The organism is Zobellia sp. B3R18 (assembly GCF_018860715.1).
GTDB classification, from domain to species: Bacteria; Bacteroidota; Bacteroidia; order Flavobacteriales; family Flavobacteriaceae; genus Zobellia; species Zobellia russellii.
Genome location: NZ_JAHKQG010000003.1, coordinates 248,922 through 275,885, shown reverse-complemented (window position 1 = coordinate 275,885; position 26,964 = coordinate 248,922). Strand labels below are relative to the sequence as shown.

Here is a 26,964-nt window from a genome sequence, read left to right as displayed (position 1 = left end):
TTTAGCGTTCTAAATTGTTTACCGTTGAATAAAAATTTACTTCAAGAATTAGCTAATTCACTGCAAGGTCGTGTTTTATCGGATAGTTTAACCAAAACGCTATATGCTACGGATGCTTCGGTGTATAGAAAAATTCCTACAGCTGTTGCTTTTCCGGAGACGACCAAAGACCTCCAGACCCTAGTACACTTTGCAAACCAACATAAAGTTGGGCTTATTCCTCGTACGGCAGGAACCTCCTTGGCCGGACAGGTAGTTGGTGAAGGTATTGTTGTGGATACATCCAAACACTTTACAAAAATTGTTAGTCTTGATGAGAAAAACAAACAGGTAACGGTACAACCTGGAGTAATTCGTGATGAACTGAACCAATATTTATTACCCTTTGGTCTGTTTTTTGGACCCAATACGTCTACGGCCAACCGTTGTATGGTAGGGGGAATGGTAGGGAACAATTCTTCTGGAACAACATCAATTAAATACGGTATTACGCGCGAAAAAATTGTTTCGCTAAAAACTATATTGTCCGATGGAAGCGAAGTAGAATTCAAAGCGCTTACTACAAGTGAGTTTGAAGAAAAAAGGAGTCTAAATACCCTTGAAGGGACTATATATAGGGAGATTTATAAAGAATTATCCCCAAATGAAGTACAGGAGCGTATTTTTAATGAGTTTCCAAAACCGGAAATCCACAGGAGAAATACAGGTTATGCGGTAGACGAATTATTGAATACCAATGTATTTGGTGGTACCGATGAAAAAATAAATGTATGTAAGCTCTTAAGTGGAAGCGAAGGTACGTTGGCCTTTACTACCGAAATAACTTTTCAGCTAGACGAGTTGCCTCCCAAGCTATCTGCAATGGTGGTAACGCACTACAAATCTTTGGAAGACTGCTTGTCCGATGTTGCTCCGGTAATGGAACACGACCTTCATCTTTGCGAGATGATGGATAAGGTTATTCTTGATTGTACAAAAAATAATAGGGAGCAATTAAAGAATCGGTTTTTTGTTGAAGGTGATCCGGCAGCACTTTTAATGTTAGAGGTGAAAGCGCATACCGAAGAAGATCTGCAAAGACAAATTAATGAACTTCTAGGTACGGTAAAAGCTTCAGGACTTAGTTATTCCGAAGCTGTATTAAGAGGTAATGATGTAAATAAGGCCGTAGTGCTGCGAAAAGCGGGGCTGGGCTTACTTGGTAATATGGTGGGCGACCGTAAAGCTGTGGCCTGTATAGAGGATACAGCGGTTGCTGTGGCCGATTTAAAAGATTTTATAGGTGAATTCACCCAGATTATGGACCGCTATAAACAATCTGCGGTCTATTATGCCCATGCAGGTGCGGGAGAATTGCATTTACGCCCCATATTGAACCTAAAGAAGAAGGATGATGTGGTTATGTTCCGGGATATTACTACGGATGTAGCGCATTTGACCAAAAAATACAAAGGTTCTTTTAGTGGTGAACACGGAGACGGTATTGTCCGGGCGGAGTTTATTCCCATCATGATCGGGGAAGAGAACTATCAGTTATTGAGAAGGGTGAAATCCTTTTTTGACCCGGAAGGTATTTTTAACCCAGGAAAAATAGTTGATGCATACCCCATGGACGAGTCGCTCCGCTATGAAGTAGACCGCCATGAGCCTGAGATTAAAACCTTACTTGATTTTTCGGATAGTGAAGGAATTTTAAAAGCTACCGAGAAATGTAACGGTGGTGGTGACTGTAGAAAAACGGAACAAGCCGCTGGAGCCATGTGCCCAAGTTTTCACGCTACCCGAGATGAACAGCATACAACAAGGGGTAGGGCAAACGCGCTTCGGGAATATTTAACTACAGGACAGAAGAAGAACAAGTTTGACCAAAAGGAATTAAAGGAGGTTTTTGACCTTTGTTTGAGTTGTAAAGCATGTGCTACGGAATGCCCAAGTAATGTAGATGTCGCTACCTTAAAAGCCGAGTTTCTGTATCAATATCAAGAGGCGAACGGTTACCCCATGCGCAGCAAATTATTTGCCTACAACACCAAGTTGAACAAACTGGGCAGTAAAGTCCCAGGGTTGACCAATGCCGTTTATGACTCTAAATTTTTAGGAGGTTTATTAAAGAAATCTTCGGGTGTCGCTCCTGAAAGAAGTCTTCCAAAGGTTTATAGTTTTAATTTTAATAAATTTCTTCAATCGTTTAAAAATCAACATACTGCAACAAAACAAAAAATAGTTTTATATATTGATGAGTTTAGTCAGTATTTAGATATTGAGCTAGGAAAGGATGCTATTGAAGTGCTAACGAAATTGGGGTATGATGTACAACTTTTTTATGGTGAAAGCGGAAGAACCTACTTATCTAAAGGTTTCTTGAAGCAAGCTAAAAAACTGGCGCTGGCAAATATTCCCAAACTAAAAAGTTTTGCGGACAAGGGTATTCCAGTGGTTGGTTTGGAGCCTTCGGCAGTGCTTACGTTCCGTGATGAGTACAAACGCTTTTCTCAAGATCCAGAAACAACCAATGCCATAGCAATGAATACTTACCTTCTTGAGGAGTTTCTTGCTGCGGAAATACTGAAAAAAGAAATCACGGCGGATTTATTTACAACAGAAGCCAAAACGGTAAAAATACATGCGCACTGTCACCAAAAATCATTGAGTAATCAAAAGGTGACTTTTGATGTATTGAACCTTCCTGAAAATTATAAGGTTTCCATTATAAGTTCTGGTTGTTGTGGCATGGCCGGTTCGTTTGGGTATGAAAAGGAGCATTATGAGGTGAGTATGAAGGTGGGTGAACTAAAGCTTTTTCCATCGGTTAGAAAATCACCGGAAGACACCATTATTTCGGCAAACGGAACCAGTTGTAGGCATCAGATTTACGATGGTACCAAGCGGGAGGCGCTTCACCCTGTAACCATTTTAAAGAATGCGCTTTTAGCTTAAAACTTTAATTATCAAGCGGGGCTTCACCTTCTTTTGAAGGTTTTTGCTTTGCTACGGCAATAGAGTTCACCAAGTCTTGCATGTTCATGTTCTTTAATTCCTCATCCATAAAAAAAGGGGAAAGTTTATCGTGATTGTAACGGTAAACTTTCCACCGTTTTAAGGAATACTCTAATGCGGTCAGGTTTTCCACCCAATCTCCCGAGTTTAAATAGGTGCAAGAACCTTTATCCGTTTCATGCCTGATTTTCTTAGGTTGGTGTATGTGACCGCAAATTACGTAGTCATGTCCATTTTCAATGGCAATGTCTGTGGCCGACTTTTCAAAGTTTGCAATATAGGTTAAGCTTCTGTTACCGTTTTTCTTAATTCTCTTGGAAAGGGAATATTTGTCCTTTCCTCGCTTTCGCAATGACCAGTTTAATGTTCGGTTAGCAAAAAAGAGTAGTGCGTATCCGTATCCGCCCAATTTTGCGAACCATTTGGCATTTCGTATTGAAATATCAAACACATCGCCATGAAAAAACCAGGCTTTCTTACCATGTAGATTCAGAATCAATTTATTTACAATATGCAAGTTGCCCAATGAAATCCCAGAAAATCTACGCATCATATCATCATGGTTTCCCGTAATGTAATACACCTCTGTACCCTTCATGGACAAGGTAATTATTTTTCGTAAAACCTTACTGTGTTCCGTAGGGAAATAACTTTTATTGAATCGTCTTATATCTAAAATATCCCCATTTAGTATAAGTGTTTTGGGCTGAATACTGCTCAAATAGGTTAATAACTCATCGGCGTGGCATTCATACGTACCCAAATGAACGTCCGAAATTACAGCGATATCTACTTTTCGTTTTTTCATCCAAGATTTTATAAACTCTGTTAAACACCTTTTTGAGGGTTCCAAGGAGTCAATGAAAGAACATAGGGGAGTAGTTGTTTTTCTCTGACTTTTAAAAGGATATCCAAATTAACCACACCTATGTAAAACCAATGTGAAATTGGCAATATCAATTGATTTTGAAACCATTAAATAAACATTAAGAACCACAATACACATCTTATTCATGAATACCCAATACCTAATTTTGCGGTCATTGATTTAAGATTTATCTTTACCGCTAGCCAAAACCACTGCACCCCCATATATGGTTCAGTTTTATAGTTTTGGCTACATACGGTTTAGCAACAATTAATTTTAATATTTTAGAATGGCAGGAAACTCTTTTGGAAACCTATTTAAACTCTCAACGTTTGGAGAATCTCATGGTGTAGCAATAGGAGGCGTTTTAGATGGATGTCCATCAGGAATAGAAATCGACTTTGAAGCCATTCAAAATGAACTGAACCGAAGAAAACCGGGGCAATCTGCTATTGTTACCCAAAGAAAAGAACCGGATGCGGTTGAGTTCTATTCCGGTATTTTTGAAGGAAAGACCACGGGAACACCCATTGGTTTTGCCATTCATAATACCAATCAGAAATCTCACGACTACACACATATCAAAGACTCCTACCGTCCTTCGCATGCAGATTATGTGTATGATCAGAAATATGGTTTTAGGGACTACCGTGGCGGTGGTCGTAGTTCAGCAAGGGAAACGGCCAGCAGGGTAGTGGCAGGAGCTATAGCCAAGCAGTTTTTGGGCGAAATGCAAATAAACGCTTATGTTTCTCAAGTAGGGAACATGAAGATGGAAACCCCGTATCAAGATTTGGACTTTAATCAAACTGAAGCGAATCCTGTGCGCTGTCCAGACCCGGAAATGGCCGCCAAAATGGAAGATTACATTAAGGATATTCGTAAAGAAGGGGATACCGTTGGTGGCGTCATTAGCTGTGTAATACAAAATGTACCTATTGGCCTAGGAGAACCTGCTTTTGACAAACTTCATGCAGAATTGGGCAAAGCTATGCTCTCCATAAACGCCGTAAAAGGTTTTGAGTACGGAAGCGGATTTGCAGGTGTTGCTATGAAAGGTAGCGAGCATAATGATCAGTTCAATCAAGACGGTACTACAAAAACCAACTTTAGCGGAGGTATACAAGGTGGGATCAGTAACGGAATGGATATCTACTTTAATGTAGCGTTCAAACCTGTGGCAACTATCATTCAGCCTTATCAAACCATAGACAAGGAAGGTAATTTTGTGCAGACCAAAGGAAAAGGACGTCATGATCCATGTGTGGTACCACGTGCCGTTCCTATTGTAGAAGCTATGGCCGCATTGGTAATGGCGGATTTTAGCTTGCTAAATCGTACTATTAAGGCAAATTCATAATCAATTTATTGGCAATTCATTAAATCCAAAGGCGATTTGTAGGTTGTTTTTCTGCTTTCAAATCAAAAGCAGTATATTACTTGCTTAAACTTTTGATGCATGCAAAAATTGGAATTACACTGGAGGATCCTAATCGGAATGGTTTTGGGTATTCTCTTTGGTTTCGGAATGACTTATGTGGATTGGGGCAAAGATTTTGTCCTAGATTGGATAAACCCGTTAGGGACCATCTTCGTTAAACTTCTAAAACTAATTGCAATTCCGCTTATTTTAGCTTCGCTGATAAAGGGAATTTCCGATTTAAAGGATATCTCAAAGTTCAGGAATATTGGTTTGCGAACTATTGCCATCTACATTGGTACTACGGTAATTGCCATATCCATAGGTCTTATTTTAGTCAATTTGCTCAAACCGGGCGAAGGCATATCCGAAGATACCATTGCCAAATTAACCGAAACATATTCCAATGATAGCGGAGTTACTTCCAAACTAGAGGAAGCTTCAAGGCAAAAAGATAGTGGTCCGTTACAGTTTCTGGAGGATATGGTACCGGACAACGCATTTAACGCGTTAAGTAACAATAGCTTAATGCTTCAGGTGATTTTCTTTACCATATTTATGGGTATTTCTATGTTGCTGATAGGTGAGGAAAAAGCCAAGCCCTTAAAGGATTTTTTTGATTCACTAAATGATGTGGTATTGAAAATGGTGGATTTGATCATGCTTACGGCTCCCATAGCAGTATTTGCGCTTTTGGCAAACGTTGTGGTCTCTTCCGGAGATTCGGATCTTTTGCTAGCTCTTTTAAAATATGCTGGGGTAGTAACACTTGGTCTGATTTTAATGATTGTTTTCTATAGTTTGATAGTTGGAACTTTTACACGCTACAACCCATGGACTTTCTTGAGTAAAATGAGCCCAGCACAGCTTTTGGCCTTTTCCACAAGTTCTAGTGCGGCCACTTTACCGGTTACTATGGAAAGGGTAGAAGAGCATATTGGTGTAGATAAGGAGGTTTCCAGCTTTGTACTTCCTGTAGGAGCAACAATAAATATGGACGGTACAAGCCTTTATCAAGGTGTTGCCGCAGTCTTTATTGCACAGGCGCTAGGTTTTGATTTATCCTTTTCCGGACAGCTTACCATTGTACTTACCGCCTTATTGGCCTCTATAGGTTCGGCAGCGGTTCCTGGTGCAGGTATGGTAATGCTGGTAATTGTTCTGGAAGCCATTGGTTTTCCTCAAGATAAACTGGCGATAGGCTTAGCTCTTATTTTTGCGGTGGACAGACCATTGGATATGCTGCGAACTGTAGTTAATGTTACCGGTGATGCTTGTGTTGCTATGATGGTTGCCAAATCTGTTGGAAAACTAGGCAAGCCGAAAGTGAAGAACTGGGACGATAATTATGATTCCGTAAAATAAAAACGCGTTCTCTGTACCTATCTTTTCAAGAAAAATGGGGAAGGGTAGCTAATCTAAAAATTTAGCCTTCAGCTCAGGCGTAGGAATCATACACTCCTCTTTTTTGCCGTACCATTTATAGCGATTGCGCGCTATAAAATCGTATACGATATTGCGTATACTACTAGGAATCCATAGCAAAACAGACGAAATGACGCCATAGCCACTGAGTTGTTTTCCTATTTCTAGTGCGGCATCGGATTTAATGTAAAAAGCCACTCCCGGATCTATTAAAATAATGGAATCTATCTGCGAAGCATCAATATTTCGTTCGGACATTAACTGCTTGCCAAGGTCACTTTGCAATGCCGCATAACGGAAGACATCCTTTTCGTCCCGTTTAATGATAAACTGAACGGCCCCATTGCAAAGATTGCAAACGCCATCAAAAAGAATGATTTGTTTTGAATTTTCCACGGTGTAAAATTAGTGAGGTATTTACTAAAGTTCCAAAGAACATAATAATTTTTAAAAAAATTGGAAAACATCGATTTTGAATCGAATGACACCTGAATTTTTAATAAAAAATCAAATATCTAAGGAAAAAAATAGTTACGACAAATGTTGTGAACATTGATAATAAAGATAAAAAGTTAGTATTTTTAATACTCTTGCCGTACATTTTAATTTCATCTGGCTTTTTATTTGTAATATTCGACTCAAAACGACTTTTTTCCATCATCCTATATTCTAGGTAGATTAGAAAAATGAGATTCGAAATCGGTATTAGAATAGTGATTACAGGAATCGAATCTACCAACTTGGAAAGACCAAAAAAGCCTGCAATCAAAATATTGTTATAACTAAATAACTTATCATGGATTCTATCAAAATATTTCAGAATATTTTTAGAACCTTCCTCTTCAAATTTTCGATTATTTTCAAAGATTTCTTCTAATTCCCGATTTTGTTCTTCCCGCGGGTCTTCACTATCTAGTTCTTGCATATCTTATCTTAAAAGGAAGTCTCATTCCTACTTAATCCGCTCCACAAGCTCTAATTGGTCAGTACTCACATTAGTCGTAAAAATGCCGTAGTTTACAATAGCCTTGTTCTTTTCAAGATTATCTATGGTACCCACTGATTTCCCGTCTTGCATACGTACACGGTCGCCTACCTTAAAAATGGGGCGTGGTTTGTTCTTTTCTTTGATAATCGCCTTTTTCTTCTCAACTATCTTTTTCTCCCTTATTACCTTGACCTCCTTTTGCACCTCTTGAACTACCTGTGCTTTTTTTGCACGCTCAACTTTGGCTTCCTTGGCGGTCTTTTTCTTGCGTTTGCTGTTCTCGGTCTCCACAATTCGTAAAAGCTCGGATACCAACGGGCGCTTCTTTTTGTCAATGAAGTATCGGTCAGCGGCCTTATCTACTTTATTGCCCAACTGCACCATACGCTGGTCGTGATCGTACAATTCTTGGTAATTCTCCAATTTACTCTTGACCTTGGCGTTCAGTTTTTCCAAACGAGCGGCTTCTTCACGCGCTTTGGACTCCTCTTCTTGAAGTCTAGAGCCTGTTTTAGCCATTTTGCTGCGTTCTTTCTGAAGTTTGGCTATCGTGGCATCAAATCGCACTTTGCCTCGTTCTACCTTCTTCTTTGCCTTGTTTATCAAGCTGTAGGGAATGCCGTTCTTTTGAGCCACTTCAAATGTAAATGAGCTACCGGCTTCCCCTAGAACCAATTGAAAGGTGGGTTCCAAAGTTTTGCTGTTAAAGACCATGTTGGCATTCGTAGTGTGGGGCAACTCGTCCGCCAAAGCCTTTAAGTTGGCGTAATGCGTGGTTATGACCCCATATGCGCCGCGCTCATAAAAGACTTCTAAAAACGCTTCCGCTAGAGCACCACCCAATTCTGGATCACTTCCGGTACCGAACTCATCAATTAGAAAAAGCGTTTCATCATCACAGATTCGCAGAAAGTTCTTCATGTTCTTAAGGCGATAACTGTAGGTGCTCAAATGGTTTTCTATAGATTGATTGTCTCCTATATCGGTTAAAATCGTATCGAACAAACAAACGGAACTTCTTTCATGAACGGGAATTAGGAGTCCTGATTGAAGCATTACTTGAAGTAATCCTATCGTTTTTAGGGTGATACTTTTACCGCCGGCATTAGGGCCGCTAATGACAATAATTCGGTTTTCTAAGTGCAGTTCTATAGTCTGCGGATAAGTCTCTTTACGTTGCAATTTGTTGCTCAGATAGAGCAGCGGATGATACGCATCGCGTAAAAATAATCGTTTCTCATCGTTTATTTTGGGGAGTAACGAATTGGTTTCCCTTGCGTACGAAGCCTTGGCCGAGGTAATGTCCATATGGGCCAAAAACTCTTGATACTCGGCCAATAGCCAAGCAAAAGGGCGAATCTGGTTAGTGAGTTCATTTAGAATGCGCTGAATCTCCTCTTTTTCATCGTACTCCAAATTGTTCAGCTCTCGGCTATATTTTAAAGTGGCTTCCGGCTCAATGTAAACAATACTTCCGGTTTTGGAGGTACCCATAACCGTTCCCTTTACTTTTCTACGGTACATGGCCTTTACCGCTAGAACACGGCGGTTCTCCACAACGGACTCCCGTATATCATCCAAATAATCGGAACCGTGGTAAGTATTCAGGGCAGAAGCAAAGCTCTGTCCGATTTTGCCTTTTACCTGGTTCATTTGGCGGCGTATATCAAAAAGTTTGTTCGATGCGCGGTCTTTTACTTCTCCAAATCGGTCTATAACCACATCTATCTCCTTAGGAATATCCGTATTCAGCTGAATTTTTTCGGATACCTCAAAAAGCAGTGGATAGTATTCCTTAAATTTTTTGAGGAACTTTTTCTGGGTTGCCACCGTAGTACAGATAGTGGCAATTTTCTTAAAACTAGACACCTCAAGCGTTGTATTTTCAATACGAAGGAGTTGTAGTTCTTTGTTTATTGCATCAAAACCATGAGGTGGTATTCGGTTTTCGTTAACGAAAGAGGATAAGTATTCTGCGGTCTGTCCCAAGACATTTTCTACCGTTTCCTTGTCCGTCATCGGAGTTATTTCCAAAGCACGTTCTTTTCCCAATTCCGTGGAGCATCGGGCAGAAACCTGCTTTAAAACTGTGGGAAATTCAAGATCTTGTACCGTTTTAGGGTGAATATTTGCCATTCTTGTTTAATTGCGACGGCAAAGGTAGTCAATGGCGGCGAGATGTGAAATCTATTGACTTGGCCATATATATGCTTTGTTATTCAATACGTTTGGCCTGTGTAGTGAACGAAAGACCTTGTTGGGACATGGTAGAGTTCATAACTCCCTCAAAAAGAGGTTCTGGGCAGTTTTTTGGTATTTTCCATTCGATTAAAAAATTGGAACCCGTACCACCTTCAACATCTATTTCATCAATAATAATGGCGGTAGTTTCCATTGGGGCCAAGTAAATGGGATGTGAAAAATAAGTGCGAAGCGATTTTCCGTGCGTATCAAAATATTCGGCCTTGGTCAAGTATATCGTGTCTTTATCACTTGTGTTCCGCAAACTTGCCATGGCGGTCAAATTATGTGTTTTATGCTCTGTCATGCTATAAATCTGGGAGTAAACGGACAAATATGATTTACCGTATTCCAGCGAATCCTTCGCGCTAATATCTATTTTGCGCTTAGACCAGTTTTCAGGATTAATAGAGCTGATTTCCTTTTTATCCTCAATACAACTCAATAGTAACGACACAACCAATAGCGATAAAACACACTTTTTCATTTTTCTGGATATTTAAAGCCGACTTTCCGTAGTCTTTGCACTCTAATTTTTAAGTATTTTTGAAAACGGCGAAATCTACTTGCCACAAGTTTATTTACCGTTACAATACAAAAATGATCATAATAAATGACAGTACAAATACATAAAAGCTGGATACCACCGCTTTCTCAAGAATTTGACGCCCCTTATTTTAAACAGCTCATAGAATTTGTAAAGGCTGAATATACTCAAAACACGTGTTATCCCAAGGGAAAGGACATTTTTGCCGCTTTTGACCATAGCCCTTTTGACAAAACCAAGGTGGTCATCATTGGCCAAGACCCTTATCATGGCCCTAATCAAGCAAACGGACTCTGTTTTTCGGTTAAGGACGGTATTCCGCACCCTCCTTCTTTAATCAATATCTTTAAGGAAATTGAAACGGATTTAGGCAAACCTTATCCACAAAGCGGAAATTTAGAGCGTTGGGCAGACCAAGGGGTGCTTTTGCTTAATGCTACGCTTACTGTACGTGCCCACGAGGCCGGTAGTCATCAAAAAAAAGGATGGGAAACCTTTACGGATGCAGTAATCAAAAAGCTATCCAATGAAAAACAAGACCTCATTTTCCTGCTGTGGGGCGGTTTTGCCAAAAAGAAAGCCAAGTTAATAGATGAAAACAAGCACCATATCTTAACCTCCGGACATCCTTCTCCATTAAGCGCCAATCGTGGTTACTGGTTTGGAAACCGGCATTTTAGTCAAGTCAACGAAATTCTAAAAAATAAAGGTCTTGAGCCTATTAATTGGTAGACTGATTATCCGCGATAGCATCATCAAATCGGGACTCTTCATTGGGTAAAGGCTGAATTTCGGGCTTAACCCGTAAATATTCCTGCCATTGATAGGGGAAGAGTACATTAGCCATTTCAGAACTTTCGTGACTGGACAACAGCTTTAGTCGATAACGTCTTTGCCCGTTTGTGATATCAGGATTGTTCTCAACCGACCTTTTCTTGACTATGTATTTGGCCACGGTATTCCGAAATTCCAGAGCCTGTTCCGTACCCATGACCAACCTAGGTTGATACTCAGCGGTAATATCCTCTGCTTTCATACGGATATTCCGGTCTATTTGTAAAGCGTAATAGGTCTGTGCCTGGGCAAAATGAACACCCCAGAAAAATAATACCACAGACAAAAATTGAGTTGTACTACGTAGTTTTGATTTCATTTTCATTAGGAATTAATTCAACTTTAGTTTCGCCAATTCCCTATAAAATTAAAACACATACAACTGCCTGTCAAGCAATTAACTGCTAAAACTTTGTAAAAGTTCGTCAGTCTTAAGTTTTTTATCAATCAACTTTAAGTTGATGAGGGTATCTTGCACTTTTTCAACGGTTTGTGGATTTACTTGGGTTTGTCCCCAGCGGGTTATTTTTAACCATTCTTTAATATCTTCCAACTGTTGTCCGTACCTATTGGCCAGATTGCGGTCTATACTCGGTATTTGTTTGAACTCCACCGTATACGTATTAATAACCTCTAAAATGTGCTTTAAAATGGTCTCGTCGTCGTTTAGGAATTTTTCCGTTGCGGCAATCACAAAGCAAGGCCATGGTGTTGGGCAATCTCCTAGACGTCTAAAAACACCTTGATCCACCAAAGGTTTAGTGGTGAAATGTTCCCACATAAAATAATCGGCTTGCCCCTCGGTCAAGGCTGTTACCGCTCCGTCTAGATTATTTATAATTTTAAATTGAAGCGCATCCGTGCTCCAACCTTCGTTCTGGGCGTTTACAAAGGCCATTAAATGACTACCACTGCCCATACGGCTAATGGCAGCCTTTGTTCCTTTTAAATCGGCTATGGACTTGTATTGGCTTTCAACACCCACGTGAATTCCCCATTGCAGAGGAGTGGAAATATATTCTTGAACGATTTTAGCAGGATTTCCTTCCGTAATACTCTTAACAAGACCTTCGGTAAGGATAATGGCTAAGTCCGTTTCATCATTTTGAAGCATTTGGCACATTCTACCTGTGCCTTCCGGTACTTCCGTCCATTGAAGGTCAATGCCTCTGTCTTCAAAAGCACCTTCTTCTATAGCCATGTGCCATGGTAGGTTAAAATGTTCCGGAACGCCTATTATTCGTACTGTTTTCATATGGTAAGGATTGTGCTTGTATTCGTAAAATTAAGAAAAAGTAAGTCATCGACCTATGTAAAAAAAACATGGTTAGACCCTATTTGCTGAGACAAGGGGAGTGTTCGCCAGAGCCCCAGAACCACTTACGTTTTTTAAATAATCATAAATAGCGTATTGTGAGCGAATTGGAATTTCTTGTTGCGATGCTACACGCTTGTTTGTATCGTTCGCATCTTGAAAACGTGCTTTTACCGTATCGTTTATCTGAAGCTCCAAAATAGTCTTTAGTTGATTAAAAACGGTTTCATCCAAAATGGGTGTCAGTACTTCAATACGTCTATCCAAGTTTCTGGTCATCCAATCTGCAGAGCCCATATACATTTTTTCCTCGCCATTGTTGTGGAACAGATAGATGCGGCCATGCTCTAGATAGCGATCAACAATACTGGTCACTATTATTGGTTTAGCCCCAGATGGAAGCTCATTCTCCGGTCTTGCAACAAGACAACAAAACCCACGAACTACAAGGCGCACTTCAACACCTGCTTCGCTAGCACGATACAGTGCATCTATCATGGTCTGGTCTTCAAGGCTGTTCATCTTTGCCGTAATTTTGGCGGGCAGCCCTTTTTTGCTGTTTTTTATTTCGGTTTCAATTGATTGTAGAAATACATTTCTAGTGTTAAAAGGCGATACCAACAGGCGTTTTAGTTTAGGGATAATCAAATGTCTTTCCAGTGTTAGGAAAACCTGGCTCAAATCTTCAGTTATCTGATTGTGAGCAGTAAAAAGTCCGTGATCACAATAAATTCTTGAAGTCTTAGCGTTAAAGTTACCTGTACCAATGTATGCATATCGTTTAAGCTTGTCATTTTCCGTACGCTCTATTAAAGCGATTTTGGAATGTACTTTAATGTTGGGGACACTAAAGAAAACTTTGGCTCCATTATCTTCGAATGTTTTACCCCATTCAATGTTATTTTTTTCGTCAAACCGCGCTTTGGCTTCCACAAAAATGGTCACCTTTTTTCCATTCTTTAGCGCTAAGAGCAACGCATCTGTAAGTACTGAGGCTTTAGCGATTCGGTAAAGGGAAATTTTGATATGTGTGACCGTATTGTCTTTTGCCGCTGCAGCGATAAAATTCTCCACAACACTAAAACTCTGATATGGAAAATGAACCAGTTGATCTCTTTCTGCAATGGCACCGAAAAAATCGTTAGTGGTTGATAAAACCGGATGCGGTAAGGCAGGTTGAGCCTTGTAAATCAAATTTTGATTCCCAACGGGGTTTTCAAAACCGAAAAAATCCGAAAGATTATGATACTGCCCACCGGGAAACAAATCAATTGCACAAATGCCTAAGGCCTCTTTAATGATTTCCTTATTCGATTCAGACATTTGTGCGTCATAAAGCAATCGTGTGGGTTGTCCGGATTGCCGTTGGTGAAGCGCATCATAAATTTGGTCGGCCAATGGGGTATCACCAAAATCATCTTCCAAATAGAGCTCTGCGTCGCGGGACAGTTTTATGGAATAGCTAGCTATCACTTCGCTTTGCGGAAATAAATGATTCAGATGCATGCGAACCACATCATCCAAAAAAACATATGAATGACCTTTTCCGGGCACTTTAATAAAGCGTTCATGACTATCCGTTGGTATTTTTACAAAATAATATGTTTCATCGGCCAAAGCCACAAAAAAATATAAGCCTCCATCTGCCAGTTTAGGGTTTTCCTGTGCTTCGTAAAGGGTACAATCCGCAGAAATACTATTAAAATAGGCATTGAGGTATGCAGCCTGTTCCGATGTGTAGGTAGTATCGGTTAAAAAATGAATATCCTGTTTTTGGAGTTCCTTAAATATAGCCTCCATGATAATTCCGAACCGTTGCTGTTGCTTATCAATGATGCGAAGAATCTTCTTGAGCCGCTTATTGGACTTTAGAACGAGTTTTTGCCGTAGTTCTTTATCTACAGATTTTAACTGCCGTAACTGTGACACCCGCACCTTAAAGAATTCATCAAGGTTGGAAGAGAAGATAGCCAAGAATCGTAAACGTTCTAAAAGGGGAGTAGTGGGATCTGCAGCTTCCAGCAGCACCCTTTCATTAAAATATAGCCAATTTACATCTCGATGTTTGTAATTTCCGTTTTCCATAGAAAACAAAAATAACCAATCGTTATCTCAAGAATCTAAATTTAGTGTTAAGTAGTTAAGCTTTTGTTAGCTTTTTCAGGGTATATTGAATCAGTTCTTTTACCGATTGGGAAGGATTGGCACTAAATTCACCATTAGCCCGGTTGGCCAGGATACAGTTCATAGAAACCGCACGGTGCCCTAACAGTTTTGCCAAGCCGTAGATTCCTGAAGTTTCCATTTCCAAGTTGGTGATTTTAATACCATCGTGCTCAAATGATGCTAATTTATCTTGAAGCCCTTCATCATTCAGTTTTAGCCTCAATACTCTACTTTGAGGTCCGTAAAAGCCTATATTGGTGACAGTAACCCCTAATCGTATACGATTTGAAAATAGCTTATCACCAAGGTTTTTATCATATTTTACTACATAGGGCACTGATTTGTTAGCGGACCAATTGGTGTGTTCAACAAAAGCGTTGGATACCTTTGGCTCCTGAACCGAATCACTGTCATAGAAATGCAAAAGACCATCAAAGCCCATAGCATATTCACTCATTAAAAAAGAATCAATTGGAATATCCGAACGAATAGCACCGGAGGTGCCTATTCTAACAATATCCAAAACGGTTCTGTTCGGTTTTAAGGTACGCGTCTCAAAATCAATATTGACAAGAGCGTCCAATTCATTAAAAACAATATCAATATTGTCCGTACCAATGCCTGTGGAGATTACAGAAATTCGCTTACCGTTTAACGTACCGGTGTGGGTATGAAACTCTCGTTTCCCTTTTTTGACTTCAATAGTGTCAAAAAAACGGGAAACATCACTTACACGGTCAGGATCGCCAACGGTGATTATGGTTTCTGCTATGTCTTCTGGTAATAAATTAAGGTGATAAATGCTCTTGTCGGCATTTAGGATAAGCTCAGAGGGGCTTAATTGCATGCTATTACAGCTTTAAAATTCTACTAGCTTCGGTGTTGTAAAGGAAATTGTATTTTAAGGCACCGCCTAGATAAACATCATTGTCTTGAATACAGGAGTAGTAACTGGTTTTGTTCTCCAGTATTTCTTTTCCTTTTTTGGTGAGTCTTACTGGATTGAAAGAGGAAAATAAAGGTTTAAGTCTTCCTAAGGCTCTATCATACTGCGTATCGGCAAAGCCCAATAAACCCTGATTTTGAAGAATTTCGGAAACAAAAGCACCTTTTGAGGTAGGCTTTTTGTCTACGGCCAGCCTTAAGATGGTATTTTCCATTTCATTAAGTCCATTTTTAATACTCGGAAAACGGTGTAGGTGCGTACGAACCGCATCTCCCAAATAATTAAACTGAAATTCGCCAAAATCGGACAGATTCTCTAATCTTATAGGGTTATCACTGCAATAAAGTTGCCATACATAGTCCGCATATTCAATATCGTCTTGTGATAGCTCAACTTTGTTGCTGTATAGATTAAGTAATTGCTCATCAGTTAAGTCATTAAGACTGTACATTTTATCAGTATCGTCTTCTTTACCGCTGCAAACCAAAGAAATCTGGGCATATTTGCGGTTGGTCTTTAACCAACTGAGTACGGCAATCATGTTTACTTGACAAAAGAGATCGTACTCAAACCAGAGCACGATTTCATCTTGTTGTTTATGATTACAAAGGGATCTGTATTCTTTCAAGGTTTTTTCAATAAACCATGACTTGGACACCTTGTAGTTTTTATTTAAAAATTCAAAACGGGCTTTCCAGAAAGATTCGCTTCCCACATTGGTCAAGGTTTTACCCTCGCAGAGCATCTCGCGCCAGGTAATAATATCTCCCTTGAGCTTTAATGATTTTATTCTCTCCGTAAAACTATCTCCGTTGGTGATGTGTAAAAGGGAACTCATGTAGGATGTGAATTAGGTTCTAGAGATTAAAAGTACTTATAATTAAAAAAAAACCAAAAATAATTAACACAATAACGAAATTGTCTTTATTCTATTGTAAAACACTGTATTTAAACCGGTTATCCTCCAACTCGTTTTACTGCAAATCCTTTTTCTTTTAACAGCGCCATAATTTTATCTCTATAATCGCCTTGTATTATGATTTGACCGTTTTTAAATGACCCTCCTACACTTAATTTAGTTTTAAGTTCTTTGGCCAGTTTTTTAAAATCACTGTCTGCTCCGTTATATCCCTCTAAAATGGTAATAGGCTTTCCTTTTCGTTTTTCGTATTTACAAATAATGGGGTTATCCTGCAACCAAATAGTATCTTTCTCTTGGGGAGTAGCTTCTGTTTCTTCCGGCTCATGGTCTGGAAAAAGGTTTTTGAGCTGATCTTGTAAATCCATGATTATGCCTTAATAAGTCCTAATTCAATTAAACGCTCATGAAGGAACTCGCCTGCCGTAATATCTTCAAATTGTTTTGGATGGGCATCATCAACACAATTATCAAGGCAATTTAACGGCATTTCACTAATAGGGTGCATGAAAAATGGAATGGAGTATCTAGAAGTGCCCCAAAGCTCCTTTGGAGGGTTCACCACTTGGTGTATGGTAGACTTTAATTTGTTGTTGGTAAGTCTAGATAGCATGTCACCAACATTAATCATCAGTTGGTCGGGCCTGGCAATGGCGTCAACCCATTCGCCTTTATGGTTTTTAACTTGAAGTCCACGACCGTGTGCTCCCATAAGCAAGGTGATAAGGTTAATATCGCCATGGGCGGCGGCACGTACTGCATTTTTAGGCTCGGAAGTTATAGGTGGATAATGAATGGGGCGTAAAATTGAGTTCCCGTTCTTTATGTAATCATCAAAATAAGTTTCCTCCAAATCCAAATGAATGGCCAATGCCCTAAGCACGTATTTAGCCGTTTTTTCCAACATCTGGTATGTTTCCTTACCAACCGCATTAAATGTTGGCAACTCACTAACTATAACATTATCCGGATATTCCGCTTCCAATTTTGGATTATCCTGTACATATTGTCCAAAGTGCCAGAATTCCTTTAGGTCTCCTTCTTTTTTTCCTTTGGCATGTTCTTTTCCAAACGAAGTATACCCGCGTTGGCCACCTATTCCTTCAATCTCGTAGCTATCCTTTACTTCTTGTGGAAGGCTGAAAAACTTTTTAATTTCATCATAAAGGTTCTTTACCAAATCATCTGATAAAAAATGGCCACTTAGGGCTACGAAACCAATATTCTCAAAAGCGGAACCGATTTCTTTTATGAATTTCTCTTTTCTTTCGGGACTATCCGAAACAAAATCCTGTAAATCTACACTAGGTATTGCACTCATGATGTTGCTTTATAAATTTTATCAAAGTTAGTAAAATATGCCCAACTATTAAATATAACAATCCAGACGCTAGATGTGGTATTTTTGCTACTTTTATCTTCCAAAATGCAATTTCACCTTAAGAATTTTATGCAATACGATAAAAGGAATTTAAGCGAAGAGACTTTGTTTAAACTATATAAGGACCTTCTGCGGCCACGTATGATAGAAGAGAAAATGTTGATTCTCTTACGTCAAGGAAAAATTTCCAAATGGTTTAGTGGTATTGGCCAAGAAGCCATTTCGGTGGGGGTTACCAATGCCCTGAAAAATGATGAATACATTCTTCCTATGCATAGAAACTTGGCCGTTTTTACAACACGTGGTATACCATTGCATCGCCTTTTCTCCCAATGGCAGGGAAAATTGAACGGATTTACCAAAGGGCGTGACCGTAGTTTTCATTTTGGCACCCAAGACTATAAAATTATAGGAATGATCAGTCATCTCGGTCCGCAATTGGGTGTAGCGGACGGAATTGCATTGGCCGAAAAGCTTAAAAATTACAAAGCGGTCACGGCAGTTTTTACAGGTGAAGGCGGAACGAGCGAGGGCGATTTTCATGAAGCCCTGAACATTGCATCTGTATGGGATTTGCCCGTTATTTTCTGTATCGAAAATAATGGATACGGACTTTCAACACCCACAAGGGAACAATACAACTGCAAGAACCTATCCGATAGGGGACTGGGTTACGGCATAGAATCGTATACGATTGATGGTAATCATATTTTAGAGGTTTACGCCAAATTGAGCGAGATCGCAACGGACCTTAGGGAAAATCCGCGTCCGGTTCTGGTGGAATTTAAGACTTTCCGCATGCGTGGACACGAAGAAGCCAGTGGTACCAAATACGTACCCGAAGAATTAATGACGGAATGGGGCAAGAAAGACCCCATTGCCAACTATGAAACTTTTCTTTTAAAAGAAGGTATTCTAACCTCGGAAAAAATTGAAGCCTTACGCAATGAAATCGAATCCGAGATAAACGAAAATCTCAAACTTGCTTTTGACGAAGAGGAAGTAGAATCCAAACCTGTCCAAGAGTTATTGGATGTATATGCTCCTTTTATGTATGAGGAAACCAAACCGGGCAAAGTGGTGGAACACATTAGATTGGTAGATGCTATTTCTAAAGGATTGCGGCAATCTATGGAGAAACATTCCAATTTGGTCATAATGGGGCAAGATGTAGCCGATTATGGCGGTGTATTTAAAATTACCGAAGGTTTTATGGAGGCTTTTGGTAAGGAACGTGTTCGGAACACTCCTATTTGTGAGTCAGGAATTGTTTCGGCGGCCATGGGGCTTTCCATAAACGGAATGAAAGCCGTTGTTGAAATGCAATTTGCCGATTTTGTAAGTAGCGGTTTTAATCCCGTTGTAAATTATTTGGCCAAATCCCATTACCGTTGGAATGAAAAAGCCGATGTAGTCATCCGTATGCCTTGCGGTGGCGATGTAGGGGCCGGTCCTTTTCATTCCCAGACCAATGAAGCGTGGTTTACCAAGACCCCGGGACTAAAAGTGGCCTATCCGGCTTTTCCATATGATGCAAAGGGATTATTGGCTACAGCTATTAATGACCCCAATCCGGTACTCTTTTTTGAGCACAAGGCTTTGTACCGTAGCGTATACCAGAACATACCTGCAGATTACTATACACTTCCCTTTGGTAAAGCGGCATTATTGAAAGAAGGAAAAGATATAACCATTATTTCATATGGCGCAGGTGTTCATTGGGCATTGGATACTCTTGAAAAGAATCCTGATATTTCGGCGGACCTAATTGACCTTTGTACGTTGGCACCTTTGGATATGGAATCAGTGTATTCTTCCGTAGAAAAAACAGGAAAACTGATTATACTTCAAGAGGACAGCTTATTTGGAGGTATTGCCAGTGATATTTCTGCATTGGTTATGGAAAATAGGTTCCAATATCTAGATGGTCCCGTAAAGCGTGTGGCCAGTATGGAAACCCCAATCCCTTTTGCTAAAAAGCTTGAAGACGATTACTTGCCCAAAGAAAGATTCCTCACAGCCCTTAAAGAACTTCTTGCGTATTAGTCATTGAGCAAACATCTTTATTTTTCCCATTAACCCAAACAACTGTAATGCAGTAACTTTGTCCGTATTAATATTTGTTTAACGGTTTGTTGGAAACATTTAAGGATTTCCACTCGTATATAGACAAAACTTAAATTAAAATTATGATGAAGAATAGTATTGCACTGTTCGTTTGCGCACTAGTTTTGACTTCCTGTTCTCTTTCTAAGAACGTGCGCGAACAACGCAAGACCATTAATGGTAACTGGGTATTGGAAAATGTGGGTTACGAAGCTAGTGAAGGCTCTTTTAAATCCATGCTTTTTAATGATGCCAATGGGTTCTGTTTTGAGGGAAGTACGTGGTACTTTTTGGAAAACAATAGCACCGGAAGTTATACCATCCCTACCTCAAATAGTGCCTGCGCGGGAGGTGTAAGGAATATTAGATGGTCCGTTCTTGAAAACGAAAACGGGAACGATCAATTGCAGTTTAAATACATTGATGAAAAGAAAAAAGACCTGTACGGAAGAACAGGATACCGATTGGAGATTCTTTCATTGACCCCTTCTCAAATGACTTTAAAATCTGATGTAAACGTGGATGGAAGTCCGGTTTCCGTTATATATAATTTTACAAAACAATAAGATAATTATGAAGAAAGTAATTCTAAGATCAGCATATATCGTCATGGCGTTGACCATGGTAGTAGGTTGTAAAACCATACAAAATTCAAACAACAAACAAAGAGGAGCTGTAATAGGTGCGGGTAGTGGTGCTGCTATTGGTGGCGTTATCGGAAATAATGTGGGTAACGGTAACAATACGGTATTGGGAGCTATTCTTGGCGCTGCCATTGGTGGAGTTGCCGGTGGTTATATTGGAGACCGAATGGACCGCCAAGCAGAACGTATTGAAGAGGAAATTCCAGGGGCAGAGGTGAGCCGTGTTGGTGAAGGTATTAATGTAACCTTTAACGAAGATGCAGGTGTTTATTTTGACACCAACAAATCCGATGTAAAAGGTACTTCGCAAACTACATTGAACAGTTTGGCCAAAATCTTGAAGGATTATCCAAAATCTAACGTATTGGTAGAAGGTCATACGGATAGTGCCGGACCGGATGATTATAATATGACTTTATCCGAGCAAAGAGCTACATCGGTTACCAATTACCTAATTTCCCAGGGAATAGATAAAAGCCGTTTGGAAACGAAATGGTATGGCGAAACGCAACCTGTAGGAGATAACACTACCAAAGAAGGAAAAGCTAAAAACCGTAGGGTAGAACTTGCTATTGTTGCCAGTGAAGCTTTGAAACAAGAAGCAAAACAAAAAGTTAAGGGCTAATATTACATACCCTTACCTATAATTTTATAAAAATACCGGCAGTTCATGTCGGTATTTTTTTTGTTTAATTAACTATCTTCCCCTAGTGGAGCAGTATGATGTTATTATAGTTGGAGGTGGTTTAGCGGGTTTAACAGCCGCTATTCATTTAGCGAAAGCGGACCATAGCGTTTTGGTTATTGAAAAGGAACCCTATCCACATCATAAAGTATGTGGCGAATATGTTTCCAACGAAGTGCTTCCGTATCTAAAAAGTCTAGGAATTGATTTAAAGCAATCTGGGGCGGTTTCAATTGAAACTTTAGAATTTTCGACGGTTACGGGAACCGTGCTAAACGCTAAATTACCTTTAGGAGGAACGGGAATCAGTCGTTATGCATTTGATGCTATGTTGTATAAAAGAGCAACGGAACTAGGAGTTGAATTTGTTTTTGAGAGCGCAACTTCTTTGGTTTTTCAAAAACCTGTATTTAAAATAGTTACATCAACAAATAAAACCTTTACTTCAAAAATAGCGATTGGTGCATATGGCAAAAGAAGTACTTTGGATAAGCAATTGAATCGAAATTTTATACAAGAAAAATCATCTTGGCTAGCGGTTAAATGCCATTACCAGTTCAATAATTTTCCCGAAGATAAAGTCGGTTTACACAATTTTAAAGGTGGTTATGGTGGACTCTCCAAAACCGAATCCGGTGCAGTAAATTTCTGTTATATGGCGTCGTACAAAAGTTTTCAGCAAGAAAAGGATATTGAGCGTTTTAATAAACAGGTAATTCGGGAGAACCCAATTTTAGAGAACTTCTTAAGCAAAGCCGAACCACTTTTTGAAAAACCTCTAACTATTGCCCAAATTTCCTTTCGGTCTAAAAACCCGGTAGAGGACCATGTGCTTATGTGTGGAGACACAGCGGGCCTAATTCATCCGCTCTGCGGTAATGGTATGGCCATGGCTATCCATAGCGCTAAAATTGCCTCGGAACTGATTCGTGATTTTTTAACGGGAAAAGAAACTGACCCTACGAAGATGGAACGTGATTATGTTAAAGCATGGAACCGTACTTTTAAAAGAAGGTTATGGTGGGGTAGACGACTTCAATCGGTATTGCTAAATCCTACTTTGGCAGATTGGGCCATAACATTGGTTGCAAAACAACCTTGGCTTTTGAGACAATTGATTAAGAATACGCACGGTAAACCAATTCAATAATGGGTGATTTTTCTAAAAGAAGTACTGAAACCGAGTTGATGGACGACCTGTCCCTAGATCAGACAGAGCTTAAAAAGGTTTTATTGGATATTGACCGTGCCAATTCATTTTTAAATGGTAATAATTTAACTGTTCAGGCCGTACACAGCCTAATACAGGATAAAAACAAAAAATCATATACGATTTTAGATATGGGTTGCGGCAATGGAAGCATGCTCAGAACGTTAGTTCTTTGGTCACGAAAGCATCATTTTAATTTGGAGTGTATTGGAGTGGACCTAAATGAAAAGAGTCTAGAAATTGCACGGGAGCAATCCCTTAAATTTCCAGAAATTCAATATGTTAAACAGGACATTTTAGAACTGAAGCAAGATGAATTGCACTGCGATATTTTGCTTTGCACCTTAACCATGCATCACTTTAAAAACCATGAAATTCCACAATTTCTAAATCAGTTTTCAAAATTGAGCCGAATCGGTTTTATTATTAACGATTTGCAACGAAGTGCACTTTCATATCAACTTTTTAAACTGTTTAGTACTATTTTTATACGAACGAATATTGCCAAAAAAGACGGACTTACTTCCATTAAAAGTGGATTTCTTAAAAAGGAATTACAGGCATTTGCAGCAGAATTAACAAAAATGAAACATAGCATTACTAAAAAATGGGCTTTTAGAATTGTATGGGTAGCGCAACATTAACGACCGACTAAAATATATGAGCGAAGTACGAATAGTAAAAACGGTCAAGCAATTGCCCGATTATTGCAAGCCTACCGAAGAAATAATACCCTTGGTGAACCTTTGGCTTTCGGGTCAAGAAGACCGTTTCCGTAGAAAAGTCATTAAAATATTTGAAGGAGCGGCGGTTGATAAACGCTACAGCATTATGAAACCCGAGGAGGTTTTTACGGCAACCTCGTTTGAAGAAAAAAATGCCATTTACATCCGCGAGGTCAAAAAACTGGGAAAAAAGGTCTTGGAAAAGGCCTTAAATGCCAGTGATTGGAGTGCGGATTCACTGGATTATATCATTACCGTTAGCTGCACGGGCATTATGATTCCGTCGTTAGATGCGTATTTAATAAACGATGTAGGGCTTAGGCAAGATGTAGTGCGACTTCCGGTCACGGAGATGGGTTGTGCGGCCGGAGTTTCAGGATTGATATATGCACAGAACTTTTTAAGGTCCAATCCAGGTAAGCGCGCTGCTGTAATAGCAGTTGAAAGTCCCACGGCAACTTTTCAGCTTAATGATTTTTCCATGGTGAACATGGTCAGTGCCGCTATTTTTGGCGATGGCGCTTCTTGTGTCCTTTTATCCTCAGAGGAAAATGCCAGAGGCCCAAAAATAAAAGGAGGGGAAATGTACCATTTTACGGATGCCACGCACATGATGGGCTTTGATTTGACCAATCACGGACTCAAGATGATATTGGATATTACCGTACCGGAGACTATTTCGGCTCATTTTCCTAACATTGTACATCCTTTTTTGGAAAAGCACGGTACCTCCATTGAGGCGGTGGACCATCTTATTTTTCACCCTGGAGGCAAAAAAATTGTCCAAACGGTGGAAGAACTATTTGGGGCAATGGGAAAAAATATAGACGATACCCGGGAAGTATTGCGTCAGTATGGAAATATGAGCAGTGCTACTGTTCTGTATGTCTTGGAACGCTTTATGGAAAAAGATATCAAGGAAGGCGACCAAGGACTCATTCTTAGCTTTGGCCCAGGTTTTTCGGCGCAGCGTGTTCTATTGGAATGGTAAACGAATTTTAAAAATCAAACATGGCAAAACAATGGGTTCTTATTCTTGGCGGAAGCAGTGGTCTGGGTTTGGCAACTGCCAAAAAAATGGCAAGTCATGGATTTCATATTATTATAGTTCATAGAGATAGAAGGTCTGATTTAAAGAAGATTAACGCTAATTTTCAAGAAATCACTTCAAGGGGAGTTAAATTGCTAAGTTTCAATATCGATGCTATAAATGCGGAGAAAAGAAACGAAACCATTGATGCCATAAAGACTGCACTTTCTACTAAAGGAAAGATAAAAATGATGGTTCATAGCATAGCCAAGGGAAGTTTAAAACCTATGGTATCGGATGATAGCACAACCTTGAATCATCAAGATTTTGAAATCACTTTAAACGCTATGGCATTGAGTCTTTATGATTGGACAAAAGCTATTTTTGAAGCCGATTTATTCGATGATGATACCCGTATCGTTGCTTTTACCAGTGAGGGAAGTACCAAGGCATGGGAAGGATATGCCGCTGTTTCCGCGGCAAAAGCTACCCTTGAGGCGCTCACCCGAAGCATTGCGTTGGAATATGCTCCAAAGGGGATAAAGGCCAACTGTATTCAAGCGGGAACCGTGGAAACAAAGGCTTTTGCCATAATTCCCAATAGTGAGATCTTAAAGAAAAGTGCGTTAGAGCGTAATCCCCATAATCGTTTAACTACCCCTGAAGATGTAGCCAATGCCGTTTATTTGCTCAGCAAGGGTGAAGCCAAATGGATAACCGGAACTGTAATTAAGGTTGATGGAGGTGAAAGCTTGCAATAGAAATTGACAGATTATGAACTATGACCACATAACCAATGTTTTGCCGTACACAGAACCTTTTTTGTTCGTTGATGAACTGACGGAGGTTACCGAAAATGGAGTGGTCGGGACTTATACCTTTCTTGAGGATTCATATTTTTATAAAGGGCATTTTAAAGACGTTCCTGTAACACCCGGTGTAATCTTAACGGAATGTTGTGCGCAAATAGGAGTCGTATGCTTGGGAATTTATTTTTTACAAAACGAAACCAAATTGCCACCAACAGAAATGCAAATAGGTATGAGTAGTACACAAATGGAATTTCTATTACCGGTTAAACCGAATGAAAAAGTAATCGTGACCTCAAAAAAAATATACTTTAGGTTCAATAAATTAAAGTGTTCTGTAAAAATGCATAATACGGAAGGGAAATTGGTCTGTACAGGCGAAATATCCGGAATGTTTAAAACCAGTGCCCATGCGTAGAAGAGTGGTTGTAACAGGGCTGGGCGTTTGTGCTCCCAACGGAACGGGATTAGCTGCTTTTACCGAAGCTATTACCACGGGCCAAAGTGGCATTCGGTTTCAACCAGAGTTGGAACAGCTGGGGTTCGGTTGTCAGATTGCGGGGAAACCGGAGGTAAGCGATGAACTTCTATCGCATTACTTTACTCCCCTGCAACTACGCGGGCTCAGCGCTACGGGTATTATATACGGGGTTATTGCAGGCACCGATGCTTGGAAAGATGGCGGTCTGGACATTGCCGAAAAGGAGGAAGCAGATTGGGACAGTGGTATCATTTTTGGTTCCGGCACTTTGGGTGTGGATAAATTCCGTGAAGCTATTTATCAAATTGATGCCAAAAATGTTCGGCGTTTGGGAAGTACCAGCGTTGTTCAAACTATGGCAAGTGGCGTAAGCGCCTATTTGGGTGGTATTTTAGGCTGTGGAAACCAGGTTACTACCAACTCTTCCGCGTGCACAACAGGTACGGAAGGGGTTTTAATGGGGTATGAGCGTATTGCAAACGGACAGGCAGAACGTATGTTGGTAGGAAGCTGTAGCGATAGCGGCCCTTACGTCTGGGCAGGTTTTGACGCCATGCGTATTCTCCCCAGAAATTATAACGATAACCCGGAAGCGGCCAGCAGACCTTTGAGTGCTAGTGCTGCAGGATTTGTTCCTGGAAGTGGGGCAGGGGCCTTGGTTCTTGAATCCCTAGAAAGTGCCCAAGCCCGTGGTGCAAATATTTATGCCGAAATCTTAGGGGGAGCCGTAAACAGTGGCGGCCAACGTGGCGATGGTACTATGACCGCTCCCAATAGCGAAGCCGTACAACGTTGTATTGGTCAAGCGGTACGGAATTCCGGCATTCAAAATTCTGATATAGATGTGATTAATGGACATCTGACGGCAACGAGTAAAGATGCGCTGGAAATTTCCAACTGGAGTACCGCTTTGGAGTGCTCTGGTAGTGATTTTCCCTTTATCAATTCATTTAAAGGAATGTTCGGGCATTGCTTATCGGCGGCGGGGAGTATTGAATGTGTGGCTGCGTTGCTTCAGTTTAACACCTCTCAAACCTTTGGAAACCTGAACTGTACGGACTTGCACCCGGAAATTACAGACCTAATAGCTCCTGATTGTATTCCACAGAAAACCATTCCACATCAACCTACTGTTTTGGCAAAAGCAAGTTTCGGTTTTGGAGATGTAAATGCTTGTGTTATTTTTAAACGATTTAATTCCTGAAACCAGAAGTCCACACAGTTTTA

At 40.0% G+C, this 26,964-nt stretch carries 25 protein-coding genes; 13 read left to right on the top strand and 12 right to left on the bottom strand.

What is annotated here, in order from left to right; translation table 11 throughout:
* The first annotated feature begins 24 nt into the window (after positions 1-24).
* The gene (locus KO513_RS02240; protein WP_215912105.1) at positions 25-2,937 is read left to right on the top strand and encodes an FAD-binding and (Fe-S)-binding domain-containing protein; all 2,913 of its coding nucleotides are present in this window, start codon (positions 25-27) and stop codon (positions 2,935-2,937) included.
* 4 nt (positions 2,938-2,941) lie between these two features.
* On the opposite strand, the gene KO513_RS02235 is transcribed toward KO513_RS02240, so the two are convergent.
* Positions 2,942-3,805: a UDP-2,3-diacylglucosamine diphosphatase gene (locus KO513_RS02235; RefSeq protein ID WP_215912104.1), complete on the bottom strand. Its 864-nt coding sequence runs from the start codon at positions 3,803-3,805 to the stop codon at positions 2,942-2,944.
* Between the two features lie 349 nt (positions 3,806-4,154).
* Between KO513_RS02235 and aroC the strand changes: the two genes are divergently transcribed.
* Positions 4,155-5,225, top strand: a complete 1,071-nt coding sequence (gene aroC / locus KO513_RS02230) for a chorismate synthase (protein WP_215912103.1) — start codon at positions 4,155-4,157, stop codon at positions 5,223-5,225.
* Positions 5,226-5,324: 99 nt separating this feature from the next.
* Positions 5,325-6,650, top strand: coding sequence for a dicarboxylate/amino acid:cation symporter (locus KO513_RS02225; protein ID WP_215912102.1), 1,326 nt, complete (start codon positions 5,325-5,327; stop codon positions 6,648-6,650).
* Positions 6,651-6,698: 48 nt separating this feature from the next.
* On the opposite strand, the gene KO513_RS02220 is transcribed toward KO513_RS02225, so the two are convergent.
* The 4 genes from KO513_RS02220 to KO513_RS02205 form a co-directional block, all read right to left on the bottom strand.
* A complete protein-coding gene (locus KO513_RS02220; RefSeq protein ID WP_215912101.1) occupies positions 6,699-7,106 on the bottom strand; it encodes a thiol-disulfide oxidoreductase DCC family protein in 408 nt (135 codons plus the stop codon).
* A 100-nt stretch (positions 7,107-7,206) separates the two neighbouring features.
* Positions 7,207-7,635, bottom strand: coding sequence for a hypothetical protein (locus tag KO513_RS02215; protein WP_215912100.1), 429 nt, complete (start codon positions 7,633-7,635; stop codon positions 7,207-7,209).
* Positions 7,636-7,662: 27 nt separating this feature from the next.
* Positions 7,663-9,834 carry an endonuclease MutS2 gene (locus tag KO513_RS02210; protein WP_215912099.1) on the bottom strand — a complete coding sequence of 724 codons (2,172 nt, stop codon included), beginning with the start codon at positions 9,832-9,834 and terminating at the stop codon, positions 7,663-7,665.
* Positions 9,835-9,913: 79 nt separating this feature from the next.
* Positions 9,914-10,426 carry a DUF3124 domain-containing protein gene (locus KO513_RS02205; RefSeq protein WP_215440442.1) on the bottom strand — a complete coding sequence of 171 codons (513 nt, stop codon included), beginning with the start codon at positions 10,424-10,426 and terminating at the stop codon, positions 9,914-9,916.
* 126 nt (positions 10,427-10,552) lie between these two features.
* On the opposite strand from KO513_RS02205, the gene KO513_RS02200 reads away from it, so the two are divergent.
* A complete protein-coding gene (locus KO513_RS02200; RefSeq protein ID WP_215912098.1) occupies positions 10,553-11,218 on the top strand; it encodes a uracil-DNA glycosylase in 666 nt (221 codons plus the stop codon).
* Here the strand turns inward: KO513_RS02200 and KO513_RS02195 are convergent.
* The 7 genes from KO513_RS02195 to KO513_RS02165 form a co-directional block, all read right to left on the bottom strand.
* Complete coding sequence (locus KO513_RS02195) at positions 11,208-11,639, bottom strand: hypothetical protein (protein WP_215912097.1); 432 nt, start codon at positions 11,637-11,639, stop codon at positions 11,208-11,210. The genes KO513_RS02200 and KO513_RS02195 overlap by 11 nt on opposite strands.
* 78 nt (positions 11,640-11,717) lie before the next feature.
* Entirely contained in the window at positions 11,718-12,575 is an 858-nt protein-coding gene (locus KO513_RS02190; protein WP_215912096.1) for a substrate-binding domain-containing protein, read from the bottom strand.
* A gap of 72 nt (positions 12,576-12,647) precedes the next feature.
* Positions 12,648-14,720, bottom strand: coding sequence for a polyphosphate kinase 1 (gene ppk1, locus KO513_RS02185; RefSeq protein WP_215912095.1), 2,073 nt, complete (start codon positions 14,718-14,720; stop codon positions 12,648-12,650).
* Positions 14,721-14,775: 55 nt separating this feature from the next.
* Positions 14,776-15,648, bottom strand: coding sequence for a nucleoside phosphorylase (locus tag KO513_RS02180; RefSeq protein ID WP_215912094.1), 873 nt, complete (start codon positions 15,646-15,648; stop codon positions 14,776-14,778).
* A gap of 4 nt (positions 15,649-15,652) precedes the next feature.
* Positions 15,653-16,585 (bottom strand): DUF1835 domain-containing protein, encoded by a 933-nt coding sequence (locus tag KO513_RS02175; RefSeq protein ID WP_215912093.1) that lies wholly within the window; start codon positions 16,583-16,585, stop codon positions 15,653-15,655.
* Between the two features lie 119 nt (positions 16,586-16,704).
* Positions 16,705-17,034 (bottom strand): translation initiation factor, encoded by a 330-nt coding sequence (locus KO513_RS02170; RefSeq protein ID WP_215912092.1) that lies wholly within the window; start codon positions 17,032-17,034, stop codon positions 16,705-16,707.
* Positions 17,035-17,036: 2 nt separating this feature from the next.
* Entirely contained in the window at positions 17,037-17,987 is a 951-nt protein-coding gene (locus KO513_RS02165) for an isopenicillin N synthase family dioxygenase (protein WP_215440434.1), read from the bottom strand.
* Between the two features lie 129 nt (positions 17,988-18,116).
* On the opposite strand from KO513_RS02165, the gene KO513_RS02160 reads away from it, so the two are divergent.
* From KO513_RS02160 to KO513_RS02120, 9 genes are all read left to right on the top strand, one after another.
* The gene (locus tag KO513_RS02160; protein ID WP_215912136.1) at positions 18,117-20,093 is read left to right on the top strand and encodes an alpha-ketoacid dehydrogenase subunit alpha/beta; all 1,977 of its coding nucleotides are present in this window, start codon (positions 18,117-18,119) and stop codon (positions 20,091-20,093) included.
* 143 nt (positions 20,094-20,236) lie between these two features.
* The gene (locus tag KO513_RS02155) at positions 20,237-20,719 is read left to right on the top strand and encodes a lipocalin family protein (RefSeq protein WP_215912091.1); all 483 of its coding nucleotides are present in this window, start codon (positions 20,237-20,239) and stop codon (positions 20,717-20,719) included.
* Positions 20,720-20,726: 7 nt separating this feature from the next.
* Positions 20,727-21,422: an OmpA family protein gene (locus KO513_RS02150; RefSeq protein WP_215912090.1), complete on the top strand. Its 696-nt coding sequence runs from the start codon at positions 20,727-20,729 to the stop codon at positions 21,420-21,422.
* An 85-nt stretch (positions 21,423-21,507) separates the two neighbouring features.
* Positions 21,508-22,632, top strand: coding sequence for an NAD(P)/FAD-dependent oxidoreductase (locus KO513_RS02145; protein WP_215912089.1), 1,125 nt, complete (start codon positions 21,508-21,510; stop codon positions 22,630-22,632).
* Complete coding sequence (locus KO513_RS02140; protein ID WP_215912088.1) at positions 22,632-23,336, top strand: methyltransferase domain-containing protein; 705 nt, start codon at positions 22,632-22,634, stop codon at positions 23,334-23,336. Before KO513_RS02145 ends, KO513_RS02140 begins: the two co-directional genes overlap by 1 nt.
* A gap of 16 nt (positions 23,337-23,352) precedes the next feature.
* Positions 23,353-24,408, top strand: a complete 1,056-nt coding sequence (locus KO513_RS02135) for a type III polyketide synthase (RefSeq protein ID WP_215912087.1) — start codon at positions 23,353-23,355, stop codon at positions 24,406-24,408.
* Positions 24,409-24,428: 20 nt separating this feature from the next.
* The gene (locus tag KO513_RS02130) at positions 24,429-25,208 is read left to right on the top strand and encodes an SDR family oxidoreductase (protein ID WP_215912086.1); all 780 of its coding nucleotides are present in this window, start codon (positions 24,429-24,431) and stop codon (positions 25,206-25,208) included.
* Between the two features lie 13 nt (positions 25,209-25,221).
* Positions 25,222-25,674 carry a 3-hydroxyacyl-ACP dehydratase FabZ family protein gene (locus tag KO513_RS02125; protein WP_215912085.1) on the top strand — a complete coding sequence of 151 codons (453 nt, stop codon included), beginning with the start codon at positions 25,222-25,224 and terminating at the stop codon, positions 25,672-25,674.
* Complete coding sequence (locus tag KO513_RS02120) at positions 25,667-26,941, top strand: beta-ketoacyl-[acyl-carrier-protein] synthase family protein (RefSeq protein ID WP_215912084.1); 1,275 nt, start codon at positions 25,667-25,669, stop codon at positions 26,939-26,941. The genes KO513_RS02125 and KO513_RS02120 overlap by 8 nt, the downstream gene beginning before the upstream one ends.
* Positions 26,942-26,964: the final 23 nt, after the last annotated feature.